The sequence below is a fragment of the Rhizobium lentis genome (assembly GCF_017352135.1).
Lineage (GTDB): Bacteria > Pseudomonadota > Alphaproteobacteria > Rhizobiales > Rhizobiaceae > Rhizobium > Rhizobium lentis.
The window spans coordinates 338893-354558 of the sequence record NZ_CP071456.1 but is presented as its reverse complement, the minus strand read 5'-3'; the positions used below and the strand labels follow the sequence as shown (position 1 = coordinate 354558).

At 59.1% G+C, this 15666-nt stretch carries 8 protein-coding genes; 2 read left to right on the top strand and 6 right to left on the bottom strand.

Annotated features, from left to right (window positions below; genetic code table 11):
- Positions 1-9: 9 nt before the first annotated feature.
- From J0663_RS27965 to J0663_RS27940, 6 genes are all read right to left on the bottom strand, one after another.
- Positions 10-999, bottom strand: coding sequence for an ABC transporter ATP-binding protein (locus J0663_RS27965; RefSeq protein ID WP_207245679.1), 990 nt, complete (start codon positions 997-999; stop codon positions 10-12).
- A gap of 1 nt (position 1000) precedes the next feature.
- Positions 1001-1858 (bottom strand): ABC transporter permease, encoded by an 858-nt coding sequence (locus tag J0663_RS27960; RefSeq protein WP_207245678.1) that lies wholly within the window; start codon positions 1856-1858, stop codon positions 1001-1003.
- Positions 1859-1861: 3 nt separating this feature from the next.
- On the bottom strand, positions 1862-2866 hold the full coding sequence (locus J0663_RS27955; protein ID WP_168296525.1) for an ABC transporter permease: 1005 nt from the start codon (positions 2864-2866) through the stop codon (positions 1862-1864).
- Between the two features lie 117 nt (positions 2867-2983).
- Positions 2984-4888 (bottom strand): ABC transporter substrate-binding protein, encoded by a 1905-nt coding sequence (locus J0663_RS27950; protein WP_207245676.1) that lies wholly within the window; start codon positions 4886-4888, stop codon positions 2984-2986.
- Positions 4889-5062: 174 nt separating this feature from the next.
- Positions 5063-6571 (bottom strand): arabinosylfuranosidase ArfA, encoded by a 1509-nt coding sequence (gene arfA / locus J0663_RS27945; RefSeq protein ID WP_207245675.1) that lies wholly within the window; start codon positions 6569-6571, stop codon positions 5063-5065.
- A gap of 210 nt (positions 6572-6781) precedes the next feature.
- The gene (locus J0663_RS27940; protein ID WP_207245673.1) at positions 6782-7708 is read right to left on the bottom strand and encodes an ArsR/SmtB family transcription factor; all 927 of its coding nucleotides are present in this window, start codon (positions 7706-7708) and stop codon (positions 6782-6784) included.
- A 386-nt stretch (positions 7709-8094) separates the two neighbouring features.
- On the opposite strand from J0663_RS27940, the gene J0663_RS27935 reads away from it, so the two are divergent.
- Positions 8095-13593, top strand: a complete 5499-nt coding sequence (locus tag J0663_RS27935; RefSeq protein ID WP_207245668.1) for a toxin TcdB middle/N-terminal domain-containing protein — start codon at positions 8095-8097, stop codon at positions 13591-13593.
- Positions 13590-14537: a transglutaminase family protein gene (locus tag J0663_RS27930; RefSeq protein WP_207245666.1), complete on the top strand. Its 948-nt coding sequence runs from the start codon at positions 13590-13592 to the stop codon at positions 14535-14537. Before J0663_RS27935 ends, J0663_RS27930 begins: the two co-directional genes overlap by 4 nt.
- The last annotated feature ends 1129 nt before the right edge of the window (positions 14538-15666 follow it).

Below are 15666 nucleotides of genomic sequence, written 5' to 3'. Positions count from 1 at the left end.
TAAGCAGAGTCAAACCTGATCCCCCGTAACCGCAAAACACGCCACCCGCCGCTCCGGCGCGACGGTGACCAGAGGCGGAACCTTCTGTGAGCAGATCTCCATGCGCTTCGGGCAGCGCGGGTGAAAGCGGCAGCCTTCCGGCGGCATGGCGAGGTTCGGCGGCCGTCCCTCCAGCGAGGGCCGGGTGGTGGGGTCGCCGATCTTCGGCAGGCTGCCGACAAGATGCTGCGTATAGGGGTGGAGCGGCGCGCTGAAGAGCTTGGCCGTCGGCGCCTCCTCGACCAGCCGGCCGGCATAGACGATGCCGATGCGGTCCGAGACAGTCGCATGCACGCCCATATCATGGGTGACGAACAGAAAGGACGAGCCCATCTCGCGCTGGATGTCGCGGATCATCGACAGCACGTCGCGCTGCACGATCACGTCGAGCGCGGTCGTCGGCTCGTCGGCGATGATTAACTCCGGCGTCAGGATGGTGGCGAGCGCAATGGTCATGCGCTGGCGCATGCCGCCGGAGAGTTCGTGCGGATAGGCGTCGAGCAGCTGCGGATCGAGCTTCAGCCGCTGCAGGTGGTTGGCGACCTTCTCGAAGAACACCGGCTTGCTCACCTTCATGTGGCGGAAGGCAAAATCGGTGAAGGAATGGCGGATCCGGCGCACCGGATTGAGCACATTCATCGAGCCCTGCATGATGTAGGAGAGATGCTTCCAGCGCAGCGCCACGCGCTCCTCCGGCGTCATCGCGTAGAGATCCTGGGTGCCGCCGCCGAAATGGAATTTGACGCTGCCGGAGACGACCCTGAGCGGCGGCCGGATGGCGCCGGCGATGGTCTTGATCAGCGTCGTCTTGCCGCTGCTCGATTCGCCGGCGACGCCATAGACCTCGCCGCGGCGGATCGTCAGGCTGATATCGTCGACGGCCCGCACCTCGCGATCGACGCCATAGAGGAAGGCGCGGTAATAGGCTTTCAAGTTGTCGATTTCGACCAGATTCTCCATGCTAATTTCCCATCCGGTTCAGCCGGCTGCGCGGATCATTGTATTCGTTCATCGACATGGAGAGCAGGAAGAGCGCCAGGAAGAGAATGACGATGACGGCGACGGGAGCGGCCACCCACCACCAGATGCCCGAGATCAGCGCCGAATGCGCATTGGCCCAGTAGATCATCATGCCCATGGTCGGCGTCTCGATATCGGTGAAGCCGAGCACCGAAAGGGTGATCTCCATGCCGATCGACCAGATCATGTTGTTCATCGTCGTGGCAAAGACGATCGGCAGCACGTAGGGCAGGTGCTCCTCCACCAGGATCTTGCGCATCGTCATGCCGGAATAGACGCTCTGGGTGGTAAATGGCCGGCTCTTCAGCCCGAGCGCCACGGAGCGGATCAGCCGCGCATCATAGGACCAGCCGAGCGAGGCCATGATGACGATCAGCGCCACCCAGGTCATGTTGTCCTTCAGCACGAAATAGAAAAGGATCAGCAGCGGAAATTGCGGGATGACCATGACGCTGTCGTTGATCGCCATCAGCACCCGGTCGACCGCGCCACCGGCATAACCGGCGACCAGCCCGACCACGAGCGAGATGATGCGCGAGAGAAAGGCGACGCCGATGCCGAAATAGAGCGTGTTGCGAAGGCCGATCGTCAGCTGCCAGAACACGTCCTGGCCGCGCGATGTCGTGCCGAGCCAATATTCGCCGTCCGGCGGCATGTCGGGCGGCAGGAGATAGATGTCGGTCGCGCCATAGGGCGAGAAATAGGACAGGATCACCAGGCCGACGATGACGGCAAAGAGCAGCAGGCCGCAGAGGAATTCCATATTCTGGCGGGCGAGGTCGCGGATGATGGTAAACATGGCCTATTCCACCTTGATGCGCGGATCGATCAGCGGGCTCAGCACGTCGATGATGAAGACGGCGGCGGCGACGCCGACGATCGACAGCGCGCTGAGGCCGAGCACCAGGCTGTAGTCGCCGGCATGCACCGCTTCGATCAAGAGATTGCCGATGCCGGGATAGCCGAAGACGATTTCGGTGATGACGGTGCCGTTGAAGATCGCGCCGAGCGACATGGCAAGCCCGGTGAATTGCGGCACCATGGCGTTGCGGGCGATGTAGGAGCGCAGGATCTTTCCCTTCGGCACGCCGCCGAGCTCGGCAAAGACGACATAGTCGTCGGTGATGATGTTGGAAACCAGTGCCCGCATGCCGATCAGCCAGCTGCCGGCGCCGACCAGGATCAGCGACAGGGCGGGCAGGATGGAATGTTTGAGGATGTCGAGGACCAGGGCAAAGGAAAGATCCAGATTGGCGTTCATCTCATAGCCGCCATTGATCGGCAGCACCGGCCAGATGAAGCCGAAGACGATGAGCAGCACGAAGGCGAGGATATAATAGGGAATAGGCAGCATCGCGATGAAGACCAGGCTGACGGCCTTCAGCACCATGTCCTTGCGATAATAGCCGGCAAGCGCGCCGATCGCATTGCCGAGCACGAAGGTGATCAGCGTCGAGACCGTCATCAGCCCGATCGTCCAGGGCAGCGACCGCAGGATGATGGTGGAGACGGGGGTCGGGAAGGCCGAGAGCGAGGGGCCGAGATCGCCGGTCGCCAGCCGCAGCCAGAAATGAAGATATTGCTCCCAGATCGAGCCCTGCATGCCGTAGAGCTCGCGCAGCGACTGGCGCATCAGTTCGATTGCATTGGGATCGGACTGACCCATCTGGGTGATGGCGCCTATGCTTTCTTCGACCGGGTCGATCGGGGTCAGGTGGGTGACGAAGAAGGTGATCGTCACGCCGAGAAAGACGACGAGCAGAAACTGACCGAACCGCTTCAGCACAAAGATCAGATAGGGCGTCATAAGGCGAAAGTTCCTCTCTGCTTCCTTTCTTGAAAGGATCGACGAGCATGGCAGCTGGGGCTCATGCCCGCCGATGAGGGGGCCGGCGCGGTGGCTTACGCGCCGGCGTTGGGAGGGTTATTGCGGCTGAGCCGGCTTCAGCTTGACCATCATCAGCCGCGAATTCGCCCAGTTCGGCACCGGATCCGTATAGGGGTCCTTGATGGTGGGATAACCGGTCCAATAGGTCGTATCCATCGAGGTGAAGACGTTATAGGACATCAGCGGGATCGTCGGCATTTCGCGGGCGACCAGCTTCAGATAGTCCTTGCCGAGCTCCATGCCCTTCGGATCGTCGGCGCTGATGCCGCGGATGCTCTCGATGATCTTGTCGAGCTCCGGATTGGACCAGCGCTGCCAGTTGCGCGGCGGCTGAACCTCGCCCTTCTTGGCGACGAACTGGGAGTGCCAGCTGTCGAGGAAGAAGGAGAGGTCGGGATCGCCGCCCCAGGTTTCAACGCTCCAGGCGATCGCCACCTGGAAATCGCCGGGCTGCAGCGCCGTCTGCCAGAGTTTGGCTGCGGGCACGGCTTTGGCGTCGATGCCGAAGGCCGCCCATTGCTGAGCGATCAGCGTGCCGGCGCGGGTGAAGACCGAGCGTGTGTCGCCTTCGACCGTCATGCGGATCTTGAAGGGCTGACCATCCGGGGTCAGCCATTTGCCGCCTGACTTTTTGAAGCCGGCCTTTTCCAGAAGTTCGCCGGCCGCTTTCGGGTCGGGTTTCCACCAACCATAGCCGAAGGCAGCGGTGATCGCTTCCGGATCGGTCGGGATCTGGTCCTTGAACTTCGGCTGCTTGCGCAGGATATCGGCGATCTGCTGCCCGACTGTCGGGTCATAGGGCTTGATCTTGCTCTTGCCGGTATCGATCTCGAAATTCTTCAGCCAGTCCTGCATCGGCGCCTGATAGTCTTTCATCGTCGCCGCCGTCGGCGGCACGCCGAGCGCCGAAAGCGTCGCCGCCCCGCGGTAGCTCGCCATGTCGACGGCCTTGATGTCGATCAGGAGGGCCAGCGCCCAGCGCACATCGGCATTGTCGAAGGGCGCTTCCTGGGTGTTGAAGATCACGGCCGGCAGCGTCGGATCCGGATGGGCGAAGGGGAAGCCCGGGAACCAGGTCTCGATCGTCTTCGACTTTTCCTTGAGGGTGAACATGCCCTCCGGCGTATTATCGTGGATGATATCGAGATTGTGCTCGAGCTGGGCGATCGTGCGCTTATCCGGCGGGCCGGGATCGGTATAGGTCACATATTTCGGGGCCGGCTCGCCGAAACGGGCAAGCGAGGTGCGCTGCCAGTCGTCGCGCTTCTCCCAGGTATACCATTTGCCCTGCGGATCGTAGGCCTTCAGCTTGTAGGCGCCGAGCGAGACGGGATTGGCGAAATCGTAGCGAAGCGGATCTTCGACCTTCTCGAACACGTGCTTCGGCATGATCCAGGCGCCGTTCCAGCGCACGGTGAAGATCGCATGGAAGCGCGAATTCGGCTTCTTCAGCTTGAACACCACCGTCTGGGGATCGGTCGCCTCGACGCTGGCCACCTGCACCGAGAAGGCAGCGCTCCAGACCATGCCGGGATGGTCCATCTGGGTCTTGACGGTATAGACGACGTCGTCGGCGGTGAACTCGACGCCGTCGCTCCAGTAGAGCCCCTTGCGCAGTTTCACGGTCATTTCGGTGAAGTCGGCATTATATTGCGGCTTGTCGGCGGCGAGCGAATTGTCCCAGCTCGCGCCGCCAAGCCCCTGTTCTGGGTCGATATACCAGAGCGTATCCATGGTCAGCTGCTGCAGACCGGTGGAAACCCCGCCGCCGCCATTGACCCAGATATTGAACCAGCCGGGATTCTTGATCGTCCCTTCCGGATTTTCGACGATGAGCGTCTCCTTGCGCGGCAAGGACGTGTAGTCTTGGGCTCCGGCCACCGCTGTCAGGCCGAGCGTGGCCAGCACGAAGCCGAATGCAAACCTCTTCCACTTTTGCATGAACTCCTCCCTTTTAAAGCGACGATGCGGCGGCCTTCGAGGCACGCAGGGGCATGTCGCGGTTGTCGGTTCGCAGAAGCGGGCTTAGGAGCCCTGAACTTCGGCGAACCATCCATTCGGCCGCCTGCCTCCTCGCAAGCGACCGATCTCTCCGCCGGGTCTATCCGGCGGCTGTCACACCGACAGCCGGATGACGTTGTAGGACAGCGGCTTCAGCGCCGCCCGCACCCGCCCATCCTCAATCCTTGCCGTCTCGACCTTGGCGGGCACCACCGTCTCCGGCCGCCGCGCCGTGTTGACAGCTTCGAGATCGCCATGGGTCATTTCCACCTGATCGATCAGCCGGGCGCCGCCGAAACCTTCCAGCCGCACGTCGAGATCGAGCGCCGTATCCGGATGGCGGTTGACGGCAAAGAAGGTCAGGCTCCTGCCATCCTCGGAATGCACCGCGGAGACGTCGAGATAGGGAACCTCGTTCTCCTCGTCGCTGTCATAGGTCGGGCCGTCGACGACGAGCTGCAGCGCCGTGCCGCGGCCATAGCGCGAGGCGTAATAGAAGGGATAGTAGATCGTCTGGCGCCAGGCCGCGCCGCCGTCCTCGGTCATGATAGGCGCGATGACGTTGACGAGCTGGGCGATGCAGGCGATGCGCACCCGGTCGGAGCGGCGGATGAAGGTGTTGAGGATGCCGCCGACCTGCAGCACGTCCTCGAAATTATAGACGTCTTCCAAGAGATGCGGCGCATCCGGCCACTCGTCGCGCGCCAGGATCTCCTTGTCCTGCTGGTTTGAGTGATACCAGACATTCCATTCGTCGAAGGAAATGCCGATCGTCTTCTTCGAGCGCTTCTTCGCCTTGATGTAATCGATCACGCCGCCGATCGTGGTGATGTAGCGGTCGAGCTTCGTCGCCCGGGCGAGGTAGTTCAGCGTGTTCTTCTCGCGGTTGGCGAAATACATATGCAGCGAGATGTAGTCGGCGCTGTCGTAGCACTGTTCGAGGACCTGGGCCTCCCAATCGGGATAGGTCTTCATGTCGGAATTGGAGGAGCCGCAGACGACGAGTTCCAGCGACTTGTCGAAGCCGCGCATGGCTTTCGCCGTCTCGTCCGCCAGCCGGCCATATTCATAGGCCGATTTGTGGCCGACCTGCCAGGGGCCGTCCATCTCGTTGCCGAGGCACCAGAGTTTCACATCATGGGGATTGGACCAGCCGTGTTTGCGGCGCAGGTCCGACCAGTAGGTGCCGCCGGGATGGTTGCAATATTCGAGGAAGTTGCGGGCAGCGTCGAGGCCGCGTGATCCCAAATTGACCGCCAGCATCGGCTTGGTATTGGCCTTCTTGCACCAGTCGACGAATTCGTTGACGCCGACCTGGTTGGCCTCGCGGGTGCGCCAGGCGAGATCGAGCCGCACCGGACGCTCCGAGCGCGGACCGACGCCGTCTTCCCAATTATAGGCCGAGACGAAATTGCCGCCGGGATAACGGCAGTAGGGCGTGTCGAGCTCGCGCACCAGCTCGAGCACGTCGCGGCGGAAGCCGTCTTCATCGGCTGTGGGATGTCCGGGCTCGTAGATGCCGCCGTAGATCGCTCTGCCGAGATGCTCGAGAAACGAGCTGTAGAGCCTGGCGTCAATGGTCGCGATGCGAAAATCGCGGTGGGCAACGACATTCGTCTTCAACGGATCCTCCCGTTTGTATATCAGGAATTTTGTTTTCTTGCCTCTAACTTGATATCAGCAATGCCGATCTGTCAACCAAGTTCCGGCTTTCATCATACTAATAGAAAACCCGAATAAAATTATTTTATTTCAGTAGGTTGTAGAAATTCAGCTGTTGCTGAAATCGGAAATAATCGTGTTATTTAAATCAGGATTTCCGATATCATTTAGTCAGACGTGCAGCCGCATGATGATGTCGCGGCCGTGATTCCCGAAGCCGCGGCCGAAAATATTGACGCCGCCGGTATGGCCGGCATTCTCGGCGATGCCGACGCGCAGCCGGATGGACGAATGCTGGCCGAGCGCCAGATCGCTGAGCGTGACATTCGACGCCGCCACACCGTCGATGAAGGTGCCGCGCGTCGAAATCCGCCAGGTCTTCATCATTCCATATTGCGAACCCTCGAGCTTCCACCAGGCCGGCGTGAAGGCGCCGCGCTTGTCGCCGTAATCGCCGGGCGACGTCCAGGTGCCGATCGCCATGCCGTTGACCCAAAGCGTGATGTCGGACGGCCAGTCCGGATTGGTGCCCGGCACCTCGGACGACAGCTCCAGCGCAAATTCGATGGCCCGGATATCCTTGTTCAACACCTTGGCATTGTTGGGAAATTTATATTCGACATAGCCACGCCCGAACCAGACGAGCCCGGCCTGCATGCGCTGCGGATCGAGGAAATAGTCGGGCACATCGAGCGGGCCGATGACGCTCTCAGTCGAGCACAGGCCGCAGGGCGCATGCACGTCGCAGCTCGTATAAAGCCCGACCGGCATCTCCACTTCGATGATGTTGTTTGCCCGCTGGGCGGCGCTCTCCTCGAAGCTGATCAGGATTTCGCTATAGACCGCCGAGCAGATCTTCTGGTTGCCCTTGCGCGCCTTGGCCAGCCGGGAATCAACGAGGCCGGCATCCTCGAGGATCTGGATGCCGGTCGCGACGGTGGATTGGGGAAGCGAAAGCGCCTGGGCAATATCGTTGATATTGAGCGGCCCCTTGGCGCAGAGCAGCTTGAGAATCTCGATCCGCGCCGGCGCCGAAAGCGCCCGTATCGCCTCACTATTCTCCCCCGCGGCAATCGTCAAAAACGAACGTTCCATCATTTCCCCATAATTTCCGATGTAATGATGTATATCGGAAATTATGATACGGCAAGTGGGTGGCGCGGAAAGAGACCCGTCGGCGAGAGGACAGTGCCTCACAGACCTCATTGCGAGGAAGTCGCTCAATTGAGCAGGCAGGCCAACGTATGGTATGCACGATCCTGGTCGGCAAAAGTACGGAATCATGAGTATTTCTTCCACGGCAAACAATGCTTGGCTCGTTGCAGCCTAGCGGGGCGAGCACCGATTTCTTTTAACAATTTCTTTGTGTGGTTGTTGACGCCCGCTTATTTTCATCTTCTTGGCGAGGCTCCTACTTGCAATTGGAAATATTTACGACTTTAAAACGCGTACATTTCAGCACGTCTTGATTCACTGGGGGATTCATGCGTCAGTTTCGTTCGGGTGTTGCGGCTTCTGCTGCAGCGGTTCTCTTTGTGTTGTTTGTTGCGCCGGGCATAAACCCTGCCGTTGTCGGAATTGCCGTTGCGGCCGATGACGAGAAAACCGCTGACAGTGGCTTTAGCAATGGAAGCAAGGGACTCGGCGGGACAGTCACCACTGTTCCGCCGACGACGGCTCTTGCGTCCGATCCTGCTGCTGTTTCTCCGCAGCCGGACAAGGCGGTCGATCGGACCACGCTCGGGAAGACCGCTTTGGCGCTCACTGACGGCGCCGCAAATGGCGAGATGTCGACCGTTGACGGACGAACCCAAAATGCAGCAGTGAAATCGGACGCGACCGAACCTGTCGGCGCCACCACGCTTGCGGCGACGGCCGCGGCGGTTGAACCGGATTCACCCGCGGTCAATGCCCCCGAAAAGGCATCAGTTCCTGAAGTCTCCGGCAACGGTTCGATGACGCAGACAATCGAGATCGACGCGCCGGCCTATCACGGCATCGCCCCTAAGCTCAGCCTCCAGTACGACTCAGCGCGCAAGTCTCGGCTCGGCGGCCTCTATCAGGGTTGGCTGGGTTTTGGCTGGGGCATGGACGGCTTCGACATTATTGAGAAAGTTAGCGCCGGTTATGGCGTTCCCGCGTGGGATTCAACTGACATCTACATGTTGAACGGGGAGCCGGTAGTCCCCTGCTCGTCGCAAACTAACTGCGAGGCCGGTTCCACCCATACGACTGAACGTGAATCGTTTCTCAGGATTGTTGCTGCTAACCATGAGTGGACCGTCACCGACAAAATGGGGGTGGTCAAGGCATTCAAATCGGTTGCGGATATTGCGGGCGTTACTTTATCGATGACCGATATAGCAAACCATCCGAAAAATTTTGGACGTTATCTTATCACCTCTGTCACCGATCCGAACGGCAATCAAATACGATACTCTTATACCTGCCCGGATCTGCCGATGTGTTACCCGGCAAGGATCGACTACGGCAGCCATGCTCAGATTGCCTTTGCTTATGAACGGCGGCCGGACTACCAGCCGATGGCCGACGGCTCGGGTATTACATGGACCCGATTCCGGATCAAATCGATCTATTACAGCGCAGCAACCGATGCGGGCATCAGTGGTGGTTATTCCCTCACCTACGACCAGGCACCATTTTCCAACGCCTCTCGCCTTGTGAGAGTCGATCGATATGGGCGGGATGCGGTTTTGGATTCATCCGGCAATATATCCGGCGGGACATACAAGACGCTGCGCTCGATGGTGTATGATAACATCAACTACAGTTACACTAGGCTGAGCAACCAATTTCCGTCGGCAACGCCTGGCGATGGCGCCAAACAGCTTTCGTATTTCCTCTCCCGGCAGACCGGCGACCTTAACTTCGACGGCAGGGACGAGTTATATGGCTCACTATTGACCTATTCCTATAATTCCGATTTGCGGACTTATAGACCAGATCCTATAAAATTTACGATCACGAAGTTCAGCGTAGGAAGTGGGGCCGTCGCTGGCACCTCCTCGGCAATGCTACCACGTGCAAATCTGACATATGATAATCTGCCGGTCCCTAACTACATTGCTGGTCGGTATTATTCGAACAAAGCGACTAAATATCTCGCATTCAGTTACAACACCACTTTTACCGGCAGCAACGGTAACGTCACTAGAACGCGCACCAATGGCGTTATCACAACCGACCCTTCGCTGAATATATCGACCGCGCTTTGCTCAGACACTTATGTTGATATCTGCAAAGCCATTCCCACCAACTACGACAGCAGCAATATGGTCACGGATGCCTCGGTGGACCCGGATGGCAATGGAATCGACCAGCTATGGAATGTTGGCGATTACATCCGTGGCGTTGCGGATTTCCGCGGCAATGGTCGCCAGGGAGTAGTCAGGGGTAAGGACCTCATGGCCTTCACATACGTCAGCGGCAATTGGACGCCTCAGGCCTTGGGCATCGATTGCAATTCAGTATCTGCGTATTGTGCTTTGGCGGATATGAATGGTGACGGCACGACCGACGTGGTAAGGGCGTCGCTTTCCGGAACGAGCTATGTTGCGACAGTCTGGCTCGGCACTGGTCGAAATTTCGTCCAAGTAGCGAGCGGCTTGGCGCTCGAAGGAACGCCGATCCTTCGCGACATGGACAATGACGGCAAGGTGGACGTTGTCGCTGCCAAGGACCGCAAGGATACTGATCCCTTCAAGGATCTCAGAGCCTATGGCCTGTGGTTTGGAAGCTCCGGCAACAGTCTGGTCGTCTCACCTTTCCTGCAAGTTGGCTCAGCCTTGTCCGGTGATTTTAACGGGGACGGCCTTCCCGACTTCGTCGCTTCGCAAACGGATACGGCGATCTCCAATGCCGGTTCGGGTAATCCCAATCTGCTCCGTAAGATTGTCCTGGAGACCGGTGGAACGATTTCGATCAACTACGCCCCTTCCACAAGCTTTACGAACAGCTTCATGCCGATTGTCATGCACCCGGTGACTAGATTGACAGTCGACGACCAACGGGGAAATGTTGCCGTCACCAGCTATTCCTATTCCGGGGGGGTATATAACGCTGGATGGCGCAAATTCTTCGGTTATCGCACCGTCACCGCCACAAAACCTTTGGCGGCAGGCGAGATCTCTAACACGATCGTTGAAACAACATACCGTCAGGACCCGGCTAGCTATGGTTTGCCAGAAGAAACGACGATCCGCAACGCAACGAACACGGCATCCAAGACAATCACCGAAACCTACGACGCCAGCATCGCCTCGAAGCCTTACAAGGCCAGAAACATTGCGACGGCGACGACACTGACGGAGGGTGGCACGACGGCCTACCTGCGGACGGATCGCAGTTTCGATGTTTACGGCAATGTGACCGAGATCAAGGACCGCGGCCGCACGGTGGATGCCGCCGGCACGGAGAATGTGAACACCAGCGGCGACGAGAAGACGACGACATTTACCTTTGCGCCGAACACCTCTGCTTACATCGTCGCGCTGCCGTCTTCGAAGACCGTTCGTCTCGGCGTCGATGCGGCGTCACCGGTCGGCAGTAAAGAGGAGTACCTCTATGACGATGCGACGGCTGTTGCGACACCGCCGGTCAAGGGCAACCTGACGCAGAAGCTTGCCTATATGAGCGTCGGCAGCACACCGCGGGTGTCGCCGACCAGCTATGCTTATGATGCCTATGGCAACCGGATTGCCGAGACCGATGCGCTCGGCAACCGCACAGAATGGGACTACGACGCCACCTATCACCTCTACCCGGTTGCGGAACGGGCGCCGCGCTACTTCGCCAATGGCGCCCTACCGGGTGACAGCCGCTTCGTCAGCACGACCAGCTACGATCTGGTCTGCGGCCTGCCGGCCACGAAGACCGACTGGAACGGCATCGTCGAGACCTACACCTACGACGCCTATTGCCGCCCCTATGGCTATGTGAATGCCGGATCGGGCAATTACCTCAACACCCGCTATGAGAACGAAGGCAACCCGACGACGCAGGCGGTGGTCACCACTTCGCCGCGGACCAACGGGACAGGCGAGGTCTTCAGCCGCACTTATTATGACGGTCTCGGCCGGCCTTGGCAGGTGGAGACGCCCGGGGCGTCTGCCACCGGACCGGTTCGCATCACCGAAACCGCCTATGATGCGCGTGGGAACGTGCAGAAGACGTCACTTGTCCGCTTCAACGCCGAGAGCGAAACGGTACAATGGACGACCAACAGCTATGACTGGCAGGACCGGGTGATCAAGACGGTCAATCCGGACAGCAGCCAGAAGCTCTACCAATATGCGGCGCAGTCGGCACTTGTGACCGACGTCACCAGGCTGCCGGTGTCGCTGACTGTCATGACCGACGAGGAAAACCATCCGCATCGCAGCTATGCCGACGCAGACGGCAATGTCATCGCCCTGCAGTCGCAGCTCGGCGCGAACTGGGTCACGGAAAACCGCACCTACGATCCACTCGGCCGTCTGCTGGGAGTGCGTGATCCCAAGGGCGCGCAATGGACCTACACCTACGACCTGCTCGGCAACCGGCTGACGGCAAGCGATCCGGATCTCGGCAACTGGTCCTATGACTATGACGATGCCGGCCGGTTGATCCGCCAGACGGATGCCCGCGGTGCGGTGACGACGATGGCCTATGACCAGATGGGACGGGTGCTCCGCAAGGAGGTGACGGAGCCGGGGGCGACGGTGCCGACACTGCTGGCTGAGAACCGCTATGACGAGCCTGCCGCCACCGGCCAGTCGCATAATGCCGGGATGCTGACCACGGCGGAGAACGCCAATGCGACGATGACCTACACCCGTTTCTATAACGGCGCCGGCGACAAAGTCATCACCCGGGCGGTCATCGATGGGGTGGCGAGCACGACCAGCGTCGAGCACGGACCGACCGGCAAGACCACGGCGATCGGTCATCAGCCTGCCAACATCGTCGTCGGCAAAAGGACCTTGCCCTGGCTCTACAACGACGCCGATCTGCTTTCCAGGATCCCCGGGCTGATTGACTCGACGATCTACGAAGCCGACGGCCAGACGCAGAGGATCAATTACGTCAATGGCGTGACGACCAGCTTCAGCTATTCGCCGACCCGGCGCTGGCTGGATCGGGTGACGACGGCGAAGGGCACGACGGTGCTGATGGACAATCAGTACACTCGCGACCGGCTTGGCCGGATCACGAAGATCGTCGGGCCCGTCCAGACACCAACCGACAGCTGGGAATATAGCTATGACGATCTCTCTCGCCTGACCAAAGCCGACAATGCCGGTGACAATACGCTCGACGAAGACTATAGCTACGATACCAATCACAATCTTCTCTCACGCACCCGGATCGGCACCTATGTCTATCCGACGACGGCATCGGCGATCCGTCCGCATGCGGCAACGCAGATCGCTGCCAAGGCGATCAGCTATGACGCCAACGGCAACATGGTCTCGGACGGCAGCCGCACGCTGACTTGGGACGGCGCCAACCGGCTGTCGAGCGTCACCCAGAACGGCGCCACGGTGAGCTTCGCCTGTGGACCGGACGGAGCCCGGGTGAAGAAGAGCTGGGGCTTCGGCACGACGCTCTATCCCGACGCCAATGTCGAGATCGACCGCTCGACCCCAGGCACCGACATCTACACCCTCTATCCGCATCCCGACGCCAGGATCGTCGTCACATCAGGCTCGACCACCCAGACCAAGTCCTACCTGCACCGCGATCATCTCGCTTCGGTGCGGCAGGTGACCAACGAGAGCGGCTACCGTGTCGAGCAGACCGGCTATGCCGCCTATGGCGAAGCCACCAATACCAGCTTCCAGACCAAGAAGAGCTATATCGGCGAACGCTTCGATCCTGAAACCGGGCTGATGTATCTCAATGCCAGGTACTACGATCCGGCATTCGGGCGGTTTGTTCCCAAGGACGACCAGGGCCGCGCGGGGGCATCTGAACCACGATGAGAAGGCTTTTTATCCTCGTTGTCGTTGCGCTCACAGCGCTGCATCTGTGCCGGTCGGCGTCGCAGGCGAACTCTGTTGGTCCGCCCGTTACCGATGTCGAGGCGTTGTTCATGCCTGAACGTGACCTCGCTGATATAAAGCTAACTGTGGATCACATGATCGATGCGTCCGTCAGCATCGAGGCGAGTATTGGCCAGATTGATCGGATGGCCGCAGACGTGAGGGCCATGCTTCCCGACAATGCCACCGGTGCGGAGACCCTGGCAACCTTGCTCCGCTATCTCTACGAACCAGGAGATTGGAACGGCGGCTCGGCGTTCAGCTATGACCAGACCGATCCACTCGGCACAAGGCCGATAAACCGCAGGCTGTCGACCTATCTCGAAACCCGACGCGGCAACTGCATTACCATGCCGATGCTGATGATGTTTCTTGGCAAACGGCTTGGCCTGAACATGACACTGGCGCAGGCGCCTCTGCATGTGTTCATCAAATACACCGACGATGACGGCAAGACCTGGAATCTGGAGGCGACAAGCGGCGGTGGCTTTACCCGCGATCTCTGGTATCGGCAAAAACTGCAGATGTCGGACGAAGCCGTGGCGAACGGTGTCTATCTCACGCCTCTATCGCACGATGAAGAGGTAGCGCTGATCGCCTCCACGTTAGTTGAACACGCGCTCGAGAAGGGTGACTTTGAAAGCGCCATCGCGATCTGCGAAGTGCTTCTCAGCCATTATCCCAACTTCGCCTATCTGCTTGCCAAACTAGGCAATGCTTATGGGGGACTGCTGCAGCGTGAGTTGGCGGGTAAATATAACCGCATGCAAGACATTCCCACTGCTCTCCGGGCCAAGGCTGACGAATGGTATCGGCTGAACGGCGAAGCATTTGCCAAAGCCGAGGCCCTCGGCTGGCGGCCGGAAGATGGGCAGTTTCAATAGAGAATGATTTAAGCGAGGCTTTAGTGAGATACCTTTTCAACGGGTTTCTGAGCCGTGTTCTCAGTTTGCTTCTTGTCTGCAGCATTATCGGTGTCTCGTTAGGATCGGTGGCAAATGCCAAATTTGTCTCGCCAGATACCATGGACCCAACTCAGGCTGGTGTGGGTACCAATCGGTATGCTTATGCAGACAATGATCCGATTAACAAGAGCGATTCAAATGGCCACATCTGGGGGGCTGTTGCAGTCGGCATAGGCGCTTTTATAGGATGGCTGGCTGGTGCAAAACCTGCAAACGCTCCCGCTGATCGCTCGCAAGAGCGGCACATGAGCGAAGGGCAGTCGATTGCAAACTCGGCGGCGGCTATAGGGACTGCAAATGTCGGCGGCGGGGTGCTTGGGCGCGCGTGGTCAAGATATAATACAGAAAAGGATCCTGTAACAGCAAAAGATGCCGAACGGTTACAGCAATCAAGTGCAGACCAACCCGCAGTGGGTTCCAACTCAACACCGGGATGGCGAACGCTCACGCCAGCTGGGGCCGGAGCGGCAGAAGGAGCACTTCCGAGCGGTTATCGCACCGTGTCACGATGGGCAAGCCCAGAGGAAGCAGCTGGGTGGATGGCGGAACGAGGAACTGGTATTCCTCGAATTAGGGATACGGATCGTATGTACGTAACAGAGTTGGGCGCTGCAAAGCCCGGTGGCACCGGACCGGTGCGAATAGATTTCGCGGTTCCAGAGCGCGCGCTCCAAGCCGGCGGCAAACCTGAGTGGAGCCAGATATTTCAACCGTCACCGAGCAGTCCAGTTTATAATGTACAGATTCATGTGCCTGAGGGCGTGAGAATTCCGGGGTATTAAAATGAGTTATATAGCTGCAGCGCCTGAATTCGGTCTGATAATTCGGAAAGCTGCGTTGACCGAAAAGGACATCTCCGGTCGAACGCTTACCGAAGCGGTGCACGATATTGATCTAATCGCAGAAAATGATGACCTTCTAACATTCGGGCCTTTATTCGGAGACGAGGCCTTTCAGACAATCATGAGACGTCTGGAGCTTATTGGTCTTACTTATGTCGACGATTATTTTGGACTAGATGTTCTAGTCCCACCCTGGGTAGGGTTGG